This window comes from Bifidobacterium pseudolongum subsp. globosum (assembly GCF_004155535.1).
In the GTDB taxonomy this organism is placed as follows: domain Bacteria; phylum Actinomycetota; class Actinomycetes; order Actinomycetales; family Bifidobacteriaceae; genus Bifidobacterium; species Bifidobacterium pseudolongum_C.
Map to the genome: position 1 here is coordinate 149,115 of NZ_RYUH01000014.1, position 21,269 is coordinate 170,383.

Genomic DNA, 21,269 nt, shown 5'->3' on the forward strand with positions numbered 1-21,269 from the left:
CGAACCGCTAGAGCTAGAACGGATAGGATAGTGGTCGATTATTCAACCAATCTGTCACACTGAAACCGTGTTGGAATCGATCAGTATCCACAAGTAGTTGATTATCACTTGAAATCATATATGGATATTCTACACTACATTTGATTTCTGGACTATAATGAGAAGTAAAACAAATTTTATTCGCAAAGTCCAGAGAGTCAAAGATACGAAGATCTTCATATGTGCATTCGTTCATCTCACTAAATTTGATAAATATATTATCCCAATTAATTCTTTTACACCTGCGGATCCATTTCTCTGCAGCCTTTTCAGGAGTTGAATAATGTAGAAAAACGACTTCGATATCATCAAGCTGCGCAATTACTTTACTCGATTCGCCTCGTTGCATAAGAATGTCAGCGTAGCGAGATTCACTGGCAGAGATGAAGCAAAGCCGAGAATTGACATACTTCCGCAGATCAGACACGAATTTTAGATAATCCGCCGCAAAGAAATACAAGCCTGCTGTAGGCGATCGATAAGGTAACCCATAATAACGGTACACCGTACCCGCCCAACAATTATTCGAGATTATCGTGAAATCACTATGCTGCAGCCTCCGCCTTCTAACAGAGGAAAGGTAGGGATTCGTCTTTTCTCTAATTTTGCGTATGCCTATTCCTACATAATCTTTTTTCACTTTAACTCCAAACTAACAGAATATACTCCTGAAAATATTAGCCACACTCGAGAAATCAGTATGATAGGGGATAGCGCCATGCCATTCCGGCCTCGCAATACCTATAATCAAGAAGTAAGCAAGACATACAGCGCAAAATCCTACACGAACATAGCTTCTCTCTGGTTGAGGCACCGACCGGAGGGCAAAGGGGATTATCAGAATAACCATGGCACCGAAGTAATACGATAATCGTGCCAATATTTCAACTCGTACTCCCAAAGCAACAAAGAGAAGCCATAGCATGAGGATATGTTGGTACAAGCTTGCAGTTCTCGTTAGATTACTTCGGCCCCCACAGGCTGGCCGCCGGGGAGGCAGATAAAGGAAACATAAGAGCACAATGGACAGTGTAAATAATAGCCGTATCAACGCGCCAAAGTAATTTGCACCCATAAACGTTGGATCATACAGATGTTCCTTTCCAAGAATCGCAGAGAGCGATGCGGACAACTGTGCTGATCCAACAAAACAGATTACGGTAACCACTATATAACTTGTAAATGTTTTCCAAGAAAATGGAAGCAAAGTGATAACGAAACAAAGTAGCACTAGCCATGCAGATTGATGAAATTCAGTAGCACAGACGAACAAAAAAATAGCGGAGAACCATTTCCGCTGTATTACTTGACAATATCCCAGTAATATGAATCCAATAGCAATCGCCTGTCGCATTGCGTTCAAATATAGTGTATAATTTGTCATCGCGACAAAAAGAAATGCACTTAACGCGACATCCGAAGACATTTTATAAACAGTATATCCGACAGAAAAAATTATAAAAAATCCAGTAACCAGAAGCAGTAACTGACTCTCCGGTGAAATCATATTCAGGATTTTACATAATAATGTGAAACCGTGCTCGTACCGATAAGACGAAAATGAGAAATTTCTATCCTCACCAATTTCTCTATATGCGGTTACAAACTGGGACGTATCAATACCAACAGTATAACTGCGTACCATCGCCAGAAAAGCTAGGGGTCCAAAAATACACCAGCAAAATAAAAGACGAGTCCCCTTACTCTCTTGAGGCCTGAGCGTCACTGCCGCAAGGGGGATAAAAGCGAGAATTGCTAAATATGGGAGCATCTCAAACCTGTCGGATCATCGCTTCGTAATGTTGCATGAGCAGCTCAGCATTCGCTTCGGCAGAATAACCACACGCCTCAAGCAACGCTACATTATTCTTATCCGACCTACCTCGCATAATACTATCGTCAAGCCCTTTGCTCCATTCGCTTACAGGCGACGTAAGAGGGATAAAGATACCGTTATTAGTGATGTCAGTTTCTCGAGGCACACTCTCCGAATATACACATGGTAACCCAGCAGCTTGTGCTTCCACTGCAGATACGGGAAGTCCCTCATACAACGAGGGCATGAAAAATACATCCATTACAGAGTAAAAGCGATTGATGTCATTTCGCACTCCAGGAAATATGACCGAGTCGGAAAGGCCTTTTTCTATGGACAAAGCTTCGAGAGCAGTTCGTTCCTCACCATCACCGAGAATCAGTAATTTTGATTGCGGGTGTGAATGATGGAACTCTGCAAACACATGAATCGCAAAACCATAGTTCTTTTGCTTGACGAACCTGCCTACACTACCAATTACTATCTCCTCAGGTGCTATCCCGAGCTGTGCACGCAACACCCGCCGATCCGCATCGCTGTAGAGATACTTGTCTATGGGTATGCCATTATTGATTACCGTAAAGGATTTCATACCGAACAGAAAACGTCCTGCCTCCTGCGAGCAAGCAATATTATCAGTTGCATACCTCTTGCCCCATGCATTCAGTGGCATATTCCGTAAGCGATGCAGAAACACATCAGACGAATTATTCAAATGACTGTGTAGAATTCGATGTTCCACGCCATGATTCCTCGCTTCTCGCAGTACCGTGAAAGCTGAATTGGGCATGTGACAATGCACTACATCATAGGATGCACCTATCTCTTCAAAAAGGGCATGCACTTCACGGGTAAACCGCAACAAACCGTCACCCGCGTAGTTCACCGTATATACGGCACTCCCATGCGCTTCAAGCTCGTCGTCGTATCGTTTGCTATGGAAGTATCTGCCATCACTGATGGCATGATGCAGAAAATCGTAATGCACGCGCTTTTCATCATGGTAGTACTCCATGTTATACACAAAGTTTGCCACACCTGCAGCACAGCTAAGCGATGGAACAACCTGTAAAACTCGAATAGGGGTGGAACCGGCCATATCGCTTCTCATGCCTCCTCTACAGAATGCTTATAGGATGGAGAGGGCCTGTTTAGCGCTTTCCATTTGCATTTTTGAATCGTGGATTCATTGTCCATTCCGAAGATGATCACTTTAGTGAGATCCCAAGAGTTTGTGCCACCTTAAGCACCTTCTCCTTGCCCACAGTGTTCTTCACAAGCTCTTTTCCTTTTCTCTTGGCTTCAGACACGAGATCGCGGGGGCGGCTAGCATCATAAAAATCATATATAGCTTGGGCATCGGTGCTCATCTCGGTGAAGACTTCGAAAAGCATTGGATTCTTGGAATCACTACCCATGAACTGGCCAATCGCCTCATCATATGATTTCTTATCGCATGCGGATAAGTATGTAAACCCGCATTCCTTTGCCCAGCCTTCCGCCTTGGTGGAATGTCTTGCGGTCGTATGCAAATCACTAGCGGCGTTTCTCCACATACCGTTGTAATAGAATTCTTCACCACCGCGATTATTCAACAACAGAATTCGCACATTATTGCCAATATGACGAGAGCGGAGCGCATTCATGCCATAGAAGAACGAAAGATCCCCGATGATAAGGTAGCTTGGTGTATCAACATTTGCCACCGACTGCCCTAGGAAGGAGGGCAAGCAGCCATCAATCCCATGTGTACCAATGTTTGCATATACGCTAATATCTGGATTAAGTGTAAAGAAATTCGTTATTCTGATGGAACTATTAATACTCAGATGCAGCAACGAACCAGAAGGAATTCGGGTTACCATGTTCTTTATTGCATATACATTGGACCAAGGGAAATCATAGTCTTTTACTGTCTGAGCATAAGACATGATCTCTTGATAGTACTTCCTGTCATTAACGGTTTCTTCGATCGTGTTTTCCACGAAGAAATCAAAGAAATAGTCAGGTTTACACGCGAATATGGTTGTTAAACTTTTGAACGGGTCGCACACCATTCCGTCAGGCTGAATCAGCCAATGCTCGAATTTCCCATGGTTCCTCAGTAGCATAGTTTTCAAGCCAGAGAAAATCATCCCGCCATATGATATAACGATGTCAGGCAGCAGTTCATTGAATTTCTTATCACTGATGAACCGCGTATCCATGCAGACCGATGGGTTAAACATGCCTTCACATTCCACGTTCGACATGTAATCAACAGCTAAAGCACTGTTGAACGCATGGAAGAACTCACTCATCTGATCTTGCTGTTCAGGGGATACGCAATTCTCCTGACCACAAACAACAAGAATGCGCTTAGCCTTCTCCAGTTTCCTAACCTTCTTCATCCAATCATCCCGGGAGGAGTCCCAGTCCAACCTTTCAATAGCAGGAACTTCTGGAAGCCGTCGCAATGGGAAAGACGTGCTATAATACTTCATTGGTACATTGATATGAACCGGGCCGGTACCGTTATGGTCCAACTCCAGTAATGCCTCGTTGACCAAGCGGCAGCAATACAGATAATCATCATCATCTCGAATGACTGGCAAATTCACCGATTTGCGCACATGACGATCAAACATATTAACCTGATCGATCATTTGATCTTCCCACTGTCCCAGCATCTCGTAATCCCGGTCACCAGTCAGAACAATCAATGGAACTTTCTGGTAAAAGGCTTCGGCAACTGGTGGCCAATAATTGCACGTGGCCGTTGAAGAAGTGCAGGAAATGACTACAGGCTCGTTTAAACGCTGCGAAAGCCCCAACGCAAAATACCCAGCGCTACGCTCATCTGTGATGGAATAACAGGTGAAAAATGGGTCCTCTTCCACGGAATGCACAAATGGCACATTTCGAGAACCCGCCGAAAGCACACAATGGCGAATTCCATGCTCTTTGAGCAATTGAATGATGATTTGATAAGATTTAATTTCTGTATACATGTATTCTCCCACAACTAGTCATAGTCATTCCTTGATTGCATTACGAAGGAATGTTTCCGCTCTGAGCCGCTTGTCTTTGAATACACTCTGAACATAGCCAAAATCAATAGGATTGTCAGCAATCTTTACATCGCGATAATCCTCAAGATAATGATCTGTGACCCCTGTCATTTTGAGCAGGTTCATGATGCGGCCAGAGAAACGTCCTGGACTGATGGAGACGAATTTACGTCCAAGATTCAAAGAAAATGCAGTACCGTGGAATGAATCAGTGAGAACATACTCAGCATTCATGAAGAGCCCAAGAAACTCCTCCACCTTAGGGCAGACAATGGTATGTTCACCTTTTCTTTTCTCATGGACCCCGTATGCAATGCGGTACAACGGTAGATGCAACTTCTTGCTCAACTTTTGCGCATACTGGTCGAATTCTGGATTCTTATTGAGCTGGTAGATAAGGATATAGGGCTGTTCGGGCACGGACTCCTTGCTCGCGATACGACCCCATGCACTTCGGTCAAGCATAAGCGTGGGATCTATCACGGGAACCGCTCCATGAACACCGATGGAGTCCAAGAGTTCCACAGCTTCTTCTTCTCGCACTGAAATATGCGAATACTTCAGAAGAGCCTCGCGCATCGGGGCTTTTTCCCATTCCTCTAACGATGACTTCCCAATACTGGCCGCATACGCAATGCGCTTTGCCTCTGCTGGCGCAAACTCAAGATAGAAGGCTTTGTTGAAACCTTTGTTCCATACGCTATTCCAGACCTGATCTGAACCAGTGCAGTAAATATCGGCCTGAGGAGGGTCAGCTTCTAAATCCTCGTAGGAGTAATACTTGTGATCCGTCAAAGCGAGGCGCGAACGACGGAATTCATTTAACGGCGCGGCGCGGCGCGCGACAATCCGGCTCACCGGGATCCGGGCCAAGGCCTTCACTCCAGGTAAACGAAATATCGGCATCTTTTTGACTAATTGCCCATTCAGAGCACGATCCGTTTCGTTCTCCGGAATTGCATCCTCGCGATAGTAATCAATGATTCGAGGAGTCACGCCTACGTCAGAAAGAACCGTCTGCGTGGCATAGGTCTGCAGGCAAGAACCATAGTTGGGGGAATTGTGCAGAGTCATTACAGCGACTGTCTGCTGGTTCTCAGTCATCGACGTACTCCTTTCCGAAGCAGTTTTGCATAGATTAGGGAACGAACTCCATTGGGAAGAATACATACAGCAATGTGTGGCGTTACTGTAGTGATGAATTGAAGGAAGCTAAAGTACCCTTTTCGATACTGTGCATACTTGAATTTCCAGATATGACCAATATATTCTAAACCACCACGCCTCTCATAGAAGTTCGGGCTAACCCGCATCGCCACTAGAGGTTCATCTATGTTGGCGGCTTTGCAATTTGCAGCCAACATGCGGTTAAAGAGATCCCAATCCTCAAAATATAGGTACTCTTTACTGTAATTCCCCACCGACAAGACTTTTGTTTTCCGGAATGCCACCGAAGGATGCCGAAATGGATTACGTCGTTTTGAATATGCCGTAATACCCTCTTGCGTACAGGGAAGATTGGACTCGAAAATCGGAGTAGTCGGGCTATCGATGAATTCAACTATCTGGGATCCCACAATATCAAGCCGTTGCTGCTCCATGGCAGTTATTTCCCTCTGCGCTCGCTGCGGGAAAGAATAATCATCTGAATCCATGCGGATCACTATTTCGTTTCGGCATGCCAAAATACCACGTGCCAGCGCAGTACCCAAACCACTGTTCTGGGGTAAAGGCACAATGGTGAACACCTCAGGGTACCGTTTTTGGAATTGCTCAAGTGTCTCAGTCAACTGCGAAGTGAGGGGGCCGTCCTCCACTACAACAATCTGTTCGGGCACCATGGTCTGGTCCAGCATACTATTCAAAGATTCACGAAGATAACTGGCGCGTTCTTTGGCATATACACTCATAAGAACGCTATAAGGAGAAAAAGACTCTTCATGCGAAGAATGGGATTCCAGTACATAATTACTTTCATTATCACTAAAATGCGCCGACTCAGTTGTGATGTCGTGCACGTCCGCCCCCTTCTATACCTAACATCCTCTGCCTCGCTTCTTACCAACCCATAGACCAAGGCACAGCCTCAGCCTAGCATTCAGGTGATTACTATATCAGCACCTCTCCCTTAACAAAGTGCTGCTGTACACCTTATACACTCCATTTCGCATATCTCATCATTGACCCCATCGCTGATTAACAGCCTTGTGGCTCTTTACCGGTCACTTCCCAATACCACACCAGTAATATCTCACTCGCCCTTATATTCCGCCGCCAACGCACGCAGACGCCGCTCAAAGCTCGGCCAGTCAGTGCGCATCGCGGTGAGCAACTTGCGGTCGGGCACTTCATCGATCGGCACCCATACAATCTCCATGCTCTCATCGTCGTTCGCCTTGGGGTGCACCTCGTGGCCTGGCTTCTCGAACGCGAACACCGTGGTGTAGCTCCACGGGCCATGGTCTTCGCAATACGAGCCGACCACTTCGATGTCTTCGGGTGTGATGTTCGCCTCTTCAAACGATTCGCGCAGCGCGCCCTCGATCGTATTCTCGCCATCGGCAATGGCCCCACCGGGAATCCCCCATGTGCCGCCCTCTGCACTCCACGCCGCGCGGTGCTGCATCACGATATGCGTCACCTCGCCGGTCTGTGCATCCCTGCGTGCGAGCAATACACCCGCAGCGCCGTTGGTGCCCCAATGTTTGCGGCCGCACGCACACTCAACCCAGCCATCGCCAGGCTGGCGCACGTTCTCTTTCGGCGGCAGCTTGCCACCGTTGTTCGGCGCAGCCACTTCAAAACGCTCATCGCGCGTCACATTCCACAGGTCGGTCCATTCGATGCCCAACTGTTCGGTCAACTGGCGCGCAAGTGGCAGGCTGAGGCCGATGATTCCGCTGGGGTCACCCTCGATACCCTCGATGAATGCGCCACCGAAACCGTCAAGCGTGAATGATCCGGCCACTTCAAGTGGTTCACCGGTGGCGATGTACCGATCGATCATCGCGTCCGAGAACTCGCTGAAGTGTAGCGTTGCTTTGCTTGCGTCCTTCGCCACGCGGCCGGTCGTGAAATCAATCAGGCAGTGGCCGGTCCACAGCTCTCCGGTCGCACCGCTCATCCGGCGCAGGCGTTCGCGCGCGACCTGCGGCGTATGCGGTTTGCCATACGCCTTGCCATCGAGCAAAAACATCGAATCGCAACCCAAAATGAGCGGTCCCACCCCAACTGCAGTCAGCCCGCGCCCTTCAGCGGCGAGCGCCTGCTGCAGCGGCTCCTCGGTGCGCGGAATCCGCACACTGGAAAAATCGCGGGTCTGTGTTTCGGCACGAGCATCGTCGGCGAGCGCCGCGGCCGGGTCATCCGCAGTCACGGCGTCGAGCGGGCGTCCGGTCACACGTTCTCCCGTTGCCTCGCGCGCGGTCTTGGCGACCGCAAGATAGGCCTCGTATACGGCGAACGCCTTGGCTTCCGCGAGCAGCATCACCTTGGTGTCGATCGGCAACTCGTCCACAGAGACGCCCTGTTCGTCGGCCGCTCTGGCGAGCACGGCGTCTTCGTCCACATGCGACACGCGAATGGTGGGGCAGATGCCGGCATGGAACAGGATGTCGCGGCGTGGCTTGGATTTCGAAGCGAGAATCAGCGGAATACTCATAGCCCACCACCATACTGCTGCCGCAGCATATGCAGTAAAGTGACCCCAGCATATAACACCACTTCGGCGCCGTACTCATGCATGAGGACCACAGCTAAACCACGGAATCAGTAAAGATTCCGCTCGCATTGCCGCTTGGCGCCCCCTCTTCATACCGTTTGCTTTATTATGTCACTATACGTTCGCAGGATTGGAGACCTATGACCAATTTAATCGTCACTATCAGCGATTACACAAACTACGGCAATAGACTGCAGAATTATGCGCTGACTCAGCTCCTCTCAGATGGGTACGGCAAGACCACAACAGCCCGTTTCCAGTCCAATCTCCCCACGTTTAAACACAGGCTCGTGCGCAGTGGCAAGAAGACAGCAAAACGTCTACGCGCAAATATTGTGCGAGGGCAGAAACTGCTCGACTTGCAGCGCACCCGCAAATGCGTCGCATTCACCAAACGCTACATTCCCGATGACCGCTTCACGCTCACCGACTACAAGGGGCTCACCGCCAAACAAGGCGCCACGTACAACCGTGTGGTCCTTGGTTCCGACCAGATCTGGAACTACAACTGGATTACCAAGCGCGATCTTGGATTGGCACTTGGCTCGTTCGCGCCAGCCGGCTGCCCCGTCATCAGCTATGCCGCGAGTTTCGGGGTCTCCTCAATCGATGACGACGCGCAGGCGATCTTCAAGCGCTATCTGCCGAAGCTCAAGGCAATTTCGGTCCGCGAGTTCCGTGGCGCCGAACTGGTGAAGGAGATGACAGGTCTGGATGCCACTGTGGTGCTTGACCCCACGCTCATGCTGACCGCCGATGATTGGAAGGCCATCACCGAGGGTTTTGTGCCCAAAGACGACAAATACGTACTCACCTACTTCCTCGGCCACCCGAGCGACGAGCAGGAGAAGAACATTCAGGAATACGCCAAAAAACACGGCTGCAAGATCCGCCGCATTCTTGACATGCGCGACCCCCAGACGTATCTGGCCGGCCCGCAGGACTTCGTGGAGCTGTTCTCCAAAACCGAATACGTGTTTACCGACTCATACCACGCATGCTGCTTCTCAATGCTGTTCCACAAGCAATTCACTGTATTCAATCGCGCGAACATGACCGGCAAATCCAGCATGAATTCGCGAATGGAAACACTGTTCCGCCTGTTCGACCTCGAATCGGTGATGATGGACGCCGGCCTCGCGCCAACGATTGACTATGAGAATGTCGATCGACTGCTCGCAGAGCACCGCGAGCGCTCGCACGCGTGGCTTGCGGAGGCGATGCACGACTAGGATTGTGTCGGTGGTGTACGCCGAGGAGAAACATCTTCGTAGGCTGTGCGCTCTATGATGATGGAAGTACAAGGACCAGAACGCTGCAGCGGCCACACAATGAAGCGCAGTCGAGTGGATTCGTAGGAGGGCCCAATACATGAAGGTGCTGTTCGTTTGCACAGGTAACATCTGCCGTTCACCCATGGGAGAGCTCATGTTCCCGCTGTTCTTCCATCATGACGACATCGAGACCGATAGCGCGGGTACGCAAGGTCTCATCGAGAACCCCATCGATCCGTCGAGCGCCCGACTCATGGAACTCGACGGCATCGATGCAAGCGGGTTCCGGTCCAAACGCCTCACCCCGCAACTCGCGATGAGCAGTGATCTGATTCTGTGCTTCACCGAGCGCCAGCGCAATAAGATCATCGCGCTGGCGCCACGTGTGCGCACACGCACATTCGTGCTCAGTGATTTCGCCAACCTGTGCAGGTACTTCAACGACCACCATCTGCTCAAGAGCAACACCGTGGAAAACCGCTTGCGCGAGGTCATCTACAATGCTTCGATGGTGCGGCACGCGCTGCCTGCCGCAGAAGACATTGACGATCCTTACCGCAAGGAATTCGCTGCCTTCCAGAATGCACATGACCAGATTGGCTACGCATTCGCAGACATCGCGCAAGCGCTCGAGCCCAGCAAAGCCGAGCACGCGGAGTAGCCGGCCCGGGCTCAGAACCACATGTCGCGGATGGTCAATACGACCTGTTTATAGTCCTTGAACGACATGTAGCGCACTGGCAGATGGGTCAGACCGTCAATGATGAAGCGGCGCAATTGCTTCAACAGCGCCTTCTTGCGCCCTTTCTCTTCCGGTGGCAGCGGCAATGCCCTCACATTGCGGTATATCACACCGGCGCCGCGCATCACGTCAAAGCGAGCGCACGACATGAGTTCCGGCGCCGTGTGGGCAATGAAATCCAGCTCGTCCTGCGCGCGCGCAGGCCATCCCATACGCGTGCCGATATTGTGCACACGAGTCACCGACTCCTCATTGTCCATGTAATGGTAGCCTTCAGGACGTGGCATGACGTAGGTGGAATGAGCTTTTGCCAACAGTTTTGTCAACATCAACGCGTCGCAGCCAATGGTGTGGTTGCTGAAGCTCAGTCCGTCAAAGACGTCTCGGCGAACGCAACTGATCCAGATGGTGTGCTCAATGTGGTTCAGCAGATACTGAATCAGCGCCTGGGGGTAACCATACCGGCCCGTCACGCGCCCCGCCACCACAACATCCACTGCTTGGTTGGCAACATGGTCCATGTACGAGGCGATCCAATCGGGGCCAATCCAATCGTCACTGTCGACCCACATGATGTATTCGCCCTTGGCTACGGAAAGGCCCGTGTTGCGGGCGGCCGACTCACCGCCGTTCGGCTGATGCACGACCCGCACGTTGCCATATCGCTTGGCGTATTCGTCGCAGATAGCCGGGCTTTCATCCGTGGATCCATCATCCACCAGAACCAATTCCAGATTGGTGTACGACTGCTGCAGCACGCTATCGCAGCACGTGCGCACATATGCCGAGCTGTTGTAGACCGGCACAATGACACTGACTAAGGGGGTGTTCCGGCTCATTGTTCGACCCCGCCCTTTCTCTTCTGCCATTCTTTCACAACACCTCCAAAACAAAGGCTGTTGCGCATATCCCACTGTATTAGAATGGTTTCTTGCATATTGATTCAGGCACAACCATACAGCATGCGCTGTCACAACGAGAATCGCGGCGCCGCTGTGTGCACGATTGTAGATTAAGGAGGGATTCTCGTGTATACCAAAACGATTCGACGGCTGTCTCTTCTGCTGGGGATGCTGCTTGCCGTTGCGCTTGTCGCCACCCCAGCCGTGCCGCCGGCCTTCGCAGAAGAAGCCAAAGGCACCGCCAGCACCTGCACGGTGGGCAGTAGCAGCTTTGCTCAATGCTTGCCCGACGCCAAATTGCGCAAGGCCGTGATGGACACGCTGAAGGTCTCCAATGGAGCCACCACCATTACGCAGAACCATGTGCGCGCTTTGACCTCTTTGGATGCCCGCAATGCAAGCATCACCGATCTGACCGGTTTGAGCGTATTCTCCGCATTGGAGAACCTGCGGCTGTACAACAACAACATCAGCGACCTGAGCCCCCTCGCCCCGCTTGTCAATCTGCGGGAACTCGGTTTGGGAGACAACAATATCAGCGATGTCTCCGCGCTCAGCGGCCTGACGAAGCTCACCACCATCAATCTGGCCCATAACTCCGTCACCTCGATCGATCCATTGGCCGGTGCGAAGAATCTTGAATACCTGTGGGCCTCTTCAAACCAATTGACCAATGTTGATGTGATCAATAACTTCACGCAGATGAAGGGGGCCGATCTGAGCCGCAACCAGGTATTCAGCGCGGCTAACATCACGTTGGACCCTCCCCAGTATTTGGTGATGACCGGCCAGGTGATCGAATACGACGTCACCGTCGACTTTGGTGCCACATTCAGCGTTGACACCCCAATCGGGTACGACGGCAAACACATCAAGCCCATGTCCATTGCCAGCAATGGCACCTATGACGCTTCCACCGGAAAGATCACGTGGAAGGCGGACCAGTACAGCGGCATCGGTCTGATTGCCGTATACCAGTCGCAGGGCGGCGGCCAGTCCGGCGACATGCCGTTCTCCGGAATCGTGCGGGCCAATGTGACGCATACAGGCGCCGAAAACGTGGAGCCGGAAGATACCGCCACGCCCCCTGCATGGCGTGAAGCCCCGGCTGGCACGAAGGCCACGAAGACAACCTGCCAGGAAGGCACCTCCACGTTCGCGCAATGCTTCCCCGACGCCGCCCTTGCCACGGCGGTCTCCAAGGAACTTGGACGCACATCCTCCGATGTGGTGGCCGCTGGTGAGTTGGGGAAGGTGACCAAGGTGCTCGCCAACAACACCGGCATCAAGGTCCTTTCGGGTCTGGAGCATCTCGTCAACCTGCGCAGCATCCATATGTCAGACAATCCGATCAGCGACATCTCCCCGCTGGCCTCGCTGTCGAAGCTCTACGACGTGCAGTTCTACAACGACCGTGTGGTGGATGTCAGTGCCTTGGCCAACAAACCCGACCTGTGGGGCCTCGGATTGGGCAACAACTACATCGAAGACATCTCCACCATCACCAACGTGCCCAAGCTCGCGTGGGTAGACATCTATTCGAACAACATCACCGATTTCTCCGTTGTGCGGCAGTGGCCCACACTGAACGCCCTGTGGGTTTCGGGCAACCTCTTCACGGATGTCAGCCCCATCGCCGATGTCACGGGTCTGCACAGGCTGCAGCTCGAATCCAACGGCATCGACGACATGTCGGCGTTCCAGAAACTGGAACCCACGGAATACTCGATGAACGACGGGCAGAGCGTGTGGCGTGACCCCGTCACCGTGAACGTCGGGGGTACGGTGAGCGTGCGCACCGCCAAGGGCCGCATGGGGCAATACCTCACACCAAAAGACATTTCGCCGGCCGGCGGCACATACGACCCAGCCACCGGGACCGTGACCTGGACGAACGTGTCTCGGAGCGGCAAGTACTCCTTCACCTTCAGTGAATCGGATAGCCGGAATTATTTGTACTCTGGCAAAGTGCGCCAGCCGGTCACGGTCAATCAGACCGACAAGACCGCCCCGGTCATCACGGGCGTGTACGACACCTATTCCACCATCGGCCAGCCTTATGATTGGATGGATGGGGTGAAGGCCACCGACAACGTGGACGGTGATATCACAGACCGCATCCAGATTCCCAAGAACACGCTGGATATCCATACGCTGGGCACCTACGCCATCCAGTATTATGTGGAAGACAACGCGCAGAACAAGACGTGGAGCGGCCGCAAGGTCACCGTGACCAACGCCACACTGTCTTCGCTCATCTCCTATTCCGTGACCACCAAAGTCGGCACTGCGCCCACACTCCCGATCTATGCGAAGGCGACATGGAGCGATGGGAAGACCAGTTACGAGGGCGTGACGTGGGAAAGCGTTCCAGCCGAGCGATACAGCAAGGCGGGTTCGTTCACCGTGCAAGGCAAGTCCCGCGGCAAGAACGTCACCACCACGATCTATGTGGAGAAGAAAGGCATTCCGATCGATTCCGTGGCCATCAGCGGCGACCAGATCATCAATGGATCGCTACAGCTCAACACGCAAGCGAAGGCAACGTTGAAGGCTTCCACGCTTCCGGCCGATGCCAAGGAACCGACCATCACATGGTCGGTGAAGGATGCTTCCATCGCCTCGGTGGATCAGAAAGGCACTGTCACCGCCATCAAGCCGGGGACCACCGAAGTCATGGCCACAGCGGGCGGCAAAACGGCCTCACTCAAGTTGACCGTTCGCCAGCGCTTCACCGATGTGCCCACGAGCGCATTGTTCGCGAGCGACATCGACTGGCTCACGTCCATGCGGATCACGCAGGGCAACAGCAACGGCACCTACGGGTATGGGCAGACGCTCACGCGCCAGGACATGGCCATTTTCCTGTACCGGTTTGCCACACTGCAGAATATTGGCTCCGCGGCCACATTCAAGCCATCCGCCAAGGATTACGCCAAGTTCAAGGACGTGAAGAAGGGCAGCTTCGCAGCCACCGAGATCCTCTGGCTCGCCTCCACCGGCATCACCAAAGGCAACCCGGACGGCACCTTCCGTGGCACCAACAAGCTCACCAGGCAAGATATGGCCATCTACCTCTATCGCCTTGCCTACTTGGCCGGCGATAAGAATGCCGTATCATTCAAACCGACCGAGAAGGATTACGCCAAGTTCAAGGACGTGAAGAAGGGCAGCTTCGCAGCCACCGAGATCCTCTGGCTCGCCTCCACCGGCATCACCCAAGGCAACCCGGACGGCACCTTCCGTGGCAGGAATAGCCTCAACAGGCAAGATATGGCGGTGTTCCTGCACCGCATGTATACCTATCTACGCAAGTCCTGAGGTTCCGGTTATGGCTGAGGGGGGGCGCCCCGGGGAATTCCCCGGGACGCCCCCCTCAGCCATAACCACAGGCTATTGTGCAAGGCGGTTGTATATCGCCTTCATCCGGCGTATGCCGTCAGCCATGTCATAACCGGCCTCGCGCACAGTGTCCGCATAGCCTTTACGCGCCTCAAGCGCAATTGGCTGCTGGATTTCCTGCTGCATGCGGGCGGCCCACTGCTCGGCACTTTGATCTAAGGATTCGAACCGAATCAGATTGGCGATATCCGTCTCTTTCGTAATGGCTTGCGAAGCCAGGATGGGAAGCCCGTTGGCCTGCGCCTCCACCAAAGTGACAGGCAATCCTTCGTGTTTGGAGGGGAAGACAGCCAGATCCGACGCACTGTAGAGTCGCGGAATATCTGAGCGGACACCCAGAAAACGCACGCTACTGCCCACCCCGAGCGTCGAAGCCAGTTGCTGCATCTCGTTGAGCATGCCACTGTGGTTGCCCACAAGCAACAGCACCGAATCGGCGTCGTGCACATGGTACTTGGCGAATATCTCAATGAGGAACCGCTGGTTCTTCTGATCGCTGAATCGCCCGACATGGGTGAAGACATGTGTGGATGGAGCAATCCCCAGTTCCGAGCGCATCCGTTCGCGGTCTTGCGCATTGAACGCATACCGTTCCACATCCACACCGTTGGGAATCAGCTCGAACTGCCGCTGATCGCCGAACATGTACACGCCAGCCGCTTGCGAGCATGCAAGCAGGCAATCCGCTTTACGCACAATGAACGGGCGCAGCAGGTAATGCACGTGCGCCACGGGGGTCGACGACGAGGGCTGTGTGTTATGGGAATGAATGATCACCTTGCTCTGCGTATACCGCTTGGCCCAAAGAATCGGCGGGAACTTGAGCAATGAGTTCTTGTTGAAATGTATAATGTCGTAATTGTTTTTGAATATATTCAATACATTCTTTTTGTATGATGGCGAGAATACACTGCCGGCGCATTCCACGGTGCGGATGCCCATGCGTTCCAAACGTTTGCTGACATTCGAGTCACGGTTCTGCACTACCACATCAATGGCATAATCGCCAAGCAGCGGGTAGATTTCGTTGGCTATGAACGACTCGACGCCACCCCAATTCTCACTGGCCTCAAATACCAGAACAGAGGGTTTGCCACCCTGCGCCTGCATGCCCATATACCGCACCTCACTTGGCAATGTCGTGGAGCAACGTCTCATACCAATCGCCCAGGTCCTTCGAGCTGTCGCGAATGTCATACCCTGCGTTCTTCAGGAACCGGCCACCGGCCGACCTTGCATCGCGCGTCCGCAGCCCCAGGGAAAGCAACGCCTTGGCCCACATGGCGGCACCGGCATTCAGAGGCAACGATTCGATCATGCCCGGCACAATCTGCACTTCCTTCGTCACCACGTCGGAGACCAGGGATGGGCAGCCACAAGCCTGCGCCTCAATCAGGCTCACCGGCAGGCCTTCGTAGTGGGAGGGGAACACCATCACGTCGAATGCGTTGTACAGCGCCGGCGCATCTTTGCGAATCCCCAGGAACTTCACCTTGTCAAACACGCCCAGCGACCGGGCTTCCTGCTCGAGCTGTTCACGTTCGGAGCCGCCTCCCACCAACACCAGCACGGCGTTTGTATGGATTTTCAGCAGTTCAGCGAACACGCGCAGCGAGAACCCCTGGTTCTTCTGGTAGCACAGGCGCCCAATCTGCCCAATGACAAACGCGTCGCCGACCCCGAGCTCCTCTCGAATCCGCCTACGCAGGCCTTCATCGTCAGAGAACCGTTCCAGATCGACGGCATTGCGGATCAGCTTCACACGCCCGTTGTTCACCGCGGTGTTTCCAAACAGCCAGCGTGCAGACAGTTCACCGCACGCCGCCAAATGGGTGGGGAACATGCGGGAGCACGGCCGCAAGAGGTCTTTGACGACCGTCTTCGAAACCTCTTTCGGGCTGGCGGTGCTGTGGCTATGCGCAATGCGAATCGGCACATGCGCCTGTTTGGCCGCATGCAGGGGGAATACGCTCAACGCATTGACGTTTGCGTGCACAATCGTCGGGCGCAGCTCTCCGAAGAGCCGCACGCAGTCCTGATTGTATCTGCTGAACGACCGGTACGGGTGCACCGTGTGCACGGTGCCGCCCAGTTCCGCTATCTCGTCGTACGGGATGTGCGTGGAATCGGCATTCGCAACAAAATCAAAGTGGAATCGGTCCCGGTCGATGAACCGGAAATGACTCATGATGGTCGATTCCACACCGCCGCCGTTCATCTGGCCCACGACCTGCACCACGCGAATCTTGCTGTTGCTCATGTACCCGTCCTTTTCTTTCCTCATCACATTCTAAATAATGCACACTATGTTCTGTATGAGGCTCAATATGAACTCATCGGGTCAAAAATGGGGTGGTATGGCAGTACATTCGAGCTGCCCTGCAGCGGGTACAGAATCATCCACACCAGGAACAGCACAATCACGACGGTATTGATCACGTAATACTCCGCACCAGAGAACATCCGCTTGAGGAACAGTGGTATGGAGAGGCATTGCAGGAACATGAAGAACCAGACGAACCGGTACCCCAGCGGTATGGCAGATTGCAGCAGCGAGAATGACAGCGCGAGGGACTGTGCAAGCATGTAGAACGAGAGGTTGCGGTCATGCTCCTGGTAAGCCTGGGTCATGTAGTACACGAACAGGAACATTGCGAACACGGCAAAATTGATGAGGATCAATGTGTTGTCCATGTACCCCATGTCGTATTCACTGCCGAAGTAGTAATCGAAACGGGTGCTGGACCCGAACATCACGAAAATGACCCTGACGGCGCTTTGCCCGAGCAACGCGAGGATGGGCAGCAGAATCGAGATGAGCGTCATCCATCTGGTTCGTAGGAAGTACATCAGCATGAACGGCACGACGATGATCGCGCTCTGATGCAGCAACACAGCCAGCACGATGAGAAGCCCGGCGGGAATCCACTTCTTCTTGAGCAGCGCGGTGAACCCCACAAAGAACGTTGCCAACGCCACGTATTGCGCCACAAAACAGAAGGAACGGAGGTAATTGAACGACACGAGGTACAACGCGACGGGAATCGCAATGTACTCGGCACGCCGGCAGATGCCGTAATAGATCATACCGACCGTATACAGCGCCATGGCCGCGAAGAACCACTGGTTGTCTTGCAAGCGGGCAAAGCACGCGATGATGAAGTTGAACAGTGGGTCGTAGTGCGAAGCCGACCCAGCTCGTACGGTTTCCAGCGACGGCACATACGAATAGAAGTAATCCACGCCGGTGTCGTACCGCAAGCCCGAAAGCAGGATCAGTACGGCGGCGGAGCAGAGGATGAAGACGTATCTGCCGATCTTTGCGGCAGTAACGGCATTGCGCAGATCCTGCCCGGCAAGGTCACGTCTGGCAATCGAGATTTGCCGCTGGCACAGGTCTGAGCAGAAGGCAAACCCAATCGCCACCGCAAACGTTATCAGGTAAAGGAACACTTACTTCCATTCCTCCTCGAGCACAGGCAGCATGGTGCCCCTTTCCATCTGCAGAAGCCTGGAGATTCGCCCGTATGGGGTACACGGACATGCGTCGCCGCCGGTCATGTGGCCACCGCCTTTCCCCTACAACATCCGTCCATCCACACGCATATTACGCACACATAGCGATATAAAGTGTAACTCTAGATGTGGTCTGTTATAGCAGAATTGGCATGCCATAAATATATATCCAAAGATACCGAGGGTTCTGTTCTTTTCACCGAATCCCCCCGTCCCCATTCAATGATGGGGATATCGCCCAACGTGGCCACGGCTGTATCCTTTGGTATACACGGCGCACCGCCGTTCCCTTTCCGCGGCCATCGCGCCCAATATCACGTTTGCTATCATCAAAAAATAGAGCAGCCGAAGGACTTCCGCCTGTAGCGTCTTCGGCAATTAATTCATACAGACGAGAGACAACCCGGAAGGTCGTGCAATGACACAATTGGTCTATACGTCGCAGCACTATGTGGAACACCCCATGCTCAGCTTGGTTGTTCCCGTATACAACACATCGGTCTCCCTGCTTACCCGTGCACTCCAACCCTTCATCGATCAGCAGTACAGCGACATGGAAGTCATCCTCGTCGACGACGCCTCGCAATACCTCGATCAACGCGAAGTACATGCACTTCTGGAACGCCTGAAGACCTCTGTCTCGATGTTCCGGCACAAACGCAACGGAGGGCAGAACGCGGCCAGGCAGACAGGTGTGCACAACGCCAAGGGCCAATATATCGCGTTTCTGGACAGTGATGACTATCTCGACCCCTATGAATTCGACAAGGTGCTGCAGGCCATGCACACTGTGCATGCGGATATCTACGGCTACAACTACATCTACATCGACGGCACTGGCAACGAACTGTTCCGCCACGGCATGGCCATGCAGAACAGTGAGATGCTGGACAAGCACGAGGCGGTGCGCAAGGCAGCACAGCTATGGCCGTGGGTCTTCGCCCGAGACCTCTTCCGCGCCGATTCACTGTATGGGGAGATTCCAGTGGGCGAAGACCTGGTCAGCGTCATTCCGTTGTTGATCCGGGCCTCTTCCATCTATGGCATCAACGCCTACCCATACCACTATGTATGCAATCCCCATAGCGTCATGCAAACCACCTCCGCCATGGACCGCCTGCGCATCACGCAGGGATTCGATCATCTCCTGGCGGTATTGGGGCCCGAAGAAGAGGAATACCTGCCTGAAGTGGAATGGCAGGCCATTGAGCATGTGCTGTATTGGGAGCCACGTCACATACTGCGTGACCAAGGCCCCCTCCCCCGAACAGAGTTGCGACAGATTCGTGATTGGATGAACCGCGCTTTCCCGCAGTGGCGCAAGAACCGCTACCTCACGAGCGACTCGCTGGCACACGAAATGGGGTTCAAACTCCTCGTTGGCGGCCATTACCGCACCTACCGGATCATCCACAGTCTGCGCAAGAAGTGACCGGTAAGGGTGCGGCCCGGTGGGCGGATTCTAGTGGTTGTTGCAACACGTCGTTGTGATTGTTTGCTTTATTGAGCGTATTGTATGGTGTTGAACAGCTCGATGATTCTTTCGGCGGGTTTGGCCCAGTCGAGGGTTTTTCTCGGCCTGTCGTCGGGTTCGTCGGCGACGGCGTCGAGGTAGTCCTGGCTGTATCCGGAAAGGTCTGTGCCCTTGGGGAAGTATTGCCGGAGCAGGCCGTTGGTGTTCTCGTTGGTGCCGCGCTGCCATGGGCTGTGCGGGTCGCAGAAGTAGACCTGCATGTCCAGGGCGGCGGTGATCCTGCGGTGCAGGGCCAACTCGCCGCCCTGGTCCCAGGTCAGCGAGTTGAGCAACGGCCTTGGCAGCCGTCCCATCTTGTCGATGATGGCCTGCTGGACGTGTTCGGCGTCGTGGCCGTCGGGCAGAGCGAGCAGGAGCGTGTAGCGGGTGGTGCGTTCCACGAGCGTGCCGATGGCGCTCCTGTTGGCGGTCCCGCAGATCAGGTCGCCCTCCCAATGGCCCGGGACCGCCCGGTCGGCGACGTCGGCGGGCCGTTCGCTGATCATGACCATCGGCTCGCGGAAGCGCGGCCGGCGGCACTGACCGTCGTTTCTGGGCCGTCTGGCCGCGCGTCCCTTGCGTAGCGCCTTGGCGAGGTCCTTGCGCAGCTCGCCCTTGCATTGCACGTAGATGGCTTGGTAGATGGTTTCGTGACATGCTCTCATGGCCTCATTATCAGGGAAGTCGAGGAGCATGCGCCGGCCGGTCTGCTCGGGGCTCCAGTGGTGTTCCAGTCCGGCGGCCACGTAGTCGTACAGGGCGGTGCCGGGTCGGATCTTGCGTTCCTTGGGCCGCGGCCTTCTCGACCGGGCGATCTGGTGGGCGCGCCGGGGCTGGTAGACGCCGTCGCGCGGGTGGGCGTTTCGCCGAAGCTCGCGGCTGATGGTCGAGGGGCTTCGCCCCGGCCTGCGTGCGATGGCGCGCACGCCCTCGCCGGCCTGCACCAGGTCGGCGATCTCGATGTGCTCGTCCTCGCTCAGATGGCGCCGCGTGCCCGCCTGCCTGTCTCGTTCTGGTCCCATGCGGCCAGCGTACCAATCAACCAGTGGCCTCTCGTTACGCCCGGTCGAACGGGTGCGCCCGTTGCGCCACACCTTGCCCGTGCGCTTGGAGACGCCGACCGCGTGCGCGGCCTGCGTGAAGTTCATGCCCGCCTTCAGCAGCTCCGCATAGCGGGCTCGCCTTGCGGCCTGCATGTCACGCAGCCGTCCGTACACAACTCCCTCGAACTCGTAGCCCATCGTCGCAACCTCCGATTCCTCAAAGTGTTGCGACAATCACTGGAACCCGCCCA

The 21,269-nt window shown here is 53.8% G+C and carries 16 protein-coding genes; 4 read left to right on the forward strand and 12 right to left on the reverse strand.

Features of this window, described 5'->3' with window-relative positions; all coding sequences use genetic code 11:
- Nucleotides 1–13: 13 nt before the first annotated feature.
- From PG2093B_RS07570 to PG2093B_RS07600, 7 genes are all read right to left on the reverse strand, one after another.
- On the reverse strand, nt 14–679 hold the full coding sequence (locus PG2093B_RS07570) for a DUF1919 domain-containing protein (protein WP_129897968.1): 666 nt from the start codon (nt 677–679) through the stop codon (nt 14–16).
- Nucleotides 680–691: 12 nt separating this feature from the next.
- On the reverse strand, nt 692–1,810 hold the full coding sequence (locus tag PG2093B_RS09170) for an EpsG family protein (RefSeq protein WP_129897969.1): 1,119 nt from the start codon (nt 1,808–1,810) through the stop codon (nt 692–694).
- Between the two features lies 1 nt (nt 1,811).
- Nucleotides 1,812–2,954 (reverse strand): glycosyltransferase family 1 protein, encoded by a 1,143-nt coding sequence (locus PG2093B_RS07580; RefSeq protein ID WP_129897970.1) that lies wholly within the window; start codon nt 2,952–2,954, stop codon nt 1,812–1,814.
- A 109-nt stretch (nt 2,955–3,063) separates the two neighbouring features.
- Nucleotides 3,064–4,845: a 2-succinyl-5-enolpyruvyl-6-hydroxy-3-cyclohexene-1-carboxylic-acid synthase gene (gene menD, locus PG2093B_RS07585; protein ID WP_129897971.1), complete on the reverse strand. Its 1,782-nt coding sequence runs from the start codon at nt 4,843–4,845 to the stop codon at nt 3,064–3,066.
- Between the two features lie 24 nt (nt 4,846–4,869).
- Nucleotides 4,870–6,009, reverse strand: a complete 1,140-nt coding sequence (locus tag PG2093B_RS07590; RefSeq protein ID WP_120359370.1) for a polysaccharide pyruvyl transferase family protein — start codon at nt 6,007–6,009, stop codon at nt 4,870–4,872.
- Entirely contained in the window at nt 6,006–6,923 is a 918-nt protein-coding gene (locus PG2093B_RS07595; protein WP_129897972.1) for a glycosyltransferase, read from the reverse strand. Before PG2093B_RS07595 ends, PG2093B_RS07590 begins: the two co-directional genes overlap by 4 nt.
- Before the next feature lie 233 nt (nt 6,924–7,156).
- Nucleotides 7,157–8,566, reverse strand: coding sequence for a Maf family protein (locus PG2093B_RS07600; RefSeq protein ID WP_129897973.1), 1,410 nt, complete (start codon nt 8,564–8,566; stop codon nt 7,157–7,159).
- Between the two features lie 200 nt (nt 8,567–8,766).
- Between PG2093B_RS07600 and PG2093B_RS07605 the strand changes: the two genes are divergently transcribed.
- Both PG2093B_RS07605 and PG2093B_RS07610 read left to right on the forward strand, forming a co-directional pair.
- Nucleotides 8,767–9,858 carry a polysaccharide pyruvyl transferase family protein gene (locus tag PG2093B_RS07605; RefSeq protein ID WP_129897974.1) on the forward strand — a complete coding sequence of 364 codons (1,092 nt, stop codon included), beginning with the start codon at nt 8,767–8,769 and terminating at the stop codon, nt 9,856–9,858.
- A 139-nt stretch (nt 9,859–9,997) separates the two neighbouring features.
- On the forward strand, nt 9,998–10,561 hold the full coding sequence (locus PG2093B_RS07610) for a low molecular weight phosphatase family protein (RefSeq protein ID WP_120359712.1): 564 nt from the start codon (nt 9,998–10,000) through the stop codon (nt 10,559–10,561).
- 11 nt (nt 10,562–10,572) lie between these two features.
- Here the strand turns inward: PG2093B_RS07610 and PG2093B_RS07615 are convergent, their stop codons facing one another.
- On the reverse strand, nt 10,573–11,907 hold the full coding sequence (locus PG2093B_RS07615) for a glycosyltransferase family 2 protein (RefSeq protein WP_242502865.1): 1,335 nt from the start codon (nt 11,905–11,907) through the stop codon (nt 10,573–10,575).
- 9 nt (nt 11,908–11,916) lie between these two features.
- Here PG2093B_RS07615 and PG2093B_RS07620 point away from each other — a divergent pair, with 9 nt between their 5' ends.
- Nucleotides 11,917–14,865 carry a leucine-rich repeat domain-containing protein gene (locus PG2093B_RS07620; protein ID WP_165369743.1) on the forward strand — a complete coding sequence of 983 codons (2,949 nt, stop codon included), beginning with the start codon at nt 11,917–11,919 and terminating at the stop codon, nt 14,863–14,865.
- Between the two features lie 72 nt (nt 14,866–14,937).
- On the opposite strand, the gene PG2093B_RS07625 is transcribed toward PG2093B_RS07620, so the two are convergent.
- From PG2093B_RS07625 to PG2093B_RS07635, 3 genes are all read right to left on the reverse strand, one after another.
- Nucleotides 14,938–16,062, reverse strand: coding sequence for a glycosyltransferase (locus PG2093B_RS07625; RefSeq protein ID WP_160199510.1), 1,125 nt, complete (start codon nt 16,060–16,062; stop codon nt 14,938–14,940).
- 10 nt (nt 16,063–16,072) lie between these two features.
- Nucleotides 16,073–17,206: a glycosyltransferase family 1 protein gene (locus PG2093B_RS07630; protein ID WP_207215008.1), complete on the reverse strand. Its 1,134-nt coding sequence runs from the start codon at nt 17,204–17,206 to the stop codon at nt 16,073–16,075.
- Nucleotides 17,207–17,268: 62 nt separating this feature from the next.
- Complete coding sequence (locus PG2093B_RS07635; protein ID WP_165369744.1) at nt 17,269–18,372, reverse strand: EpsG family protein; 1,104 nt, start codon at nt 18,370–18,372, stop codon at nt 17,269–17,271.
- Between the two features lie 508 nt (nt 18,373–18,880).
- On the opposite strand from PG2093B_RS07635, the gene PG2093B_RS07640 reads away from it, so the two are divergent.
- Nucleotides 18,881–19,894, forward strand: a complete 1,014-nt coding sequence (locus PG2093B_RS07640) for a glycosyltransferase family 2 protein (RefSeq protein WP_129897978.1) — start codon at nt 18,881–18,883, stop codon at nt 19,892–19,894.
- A gap of 68 nt (nt 19,895–19,962) precedes the next feature.
- Here PG2093B_RS07640 and PG2093B_RS07645 read toward each other — a convergent pair whose 3' ends face one another.
- Nucleotides 19,963–21,216: an IS30 family transposase gene (locus PG2093B_RS07645; RefSeq protein WP_242502886.1), complete on the reverse strand. Its 1,254-nt coding sequence runs from the start codon at nt 21,214–21,216 to the stop codon at nt 19,963–19,965.
- Nucleotides 21,217–21,269: the final 53 nt, after the last annotated feature.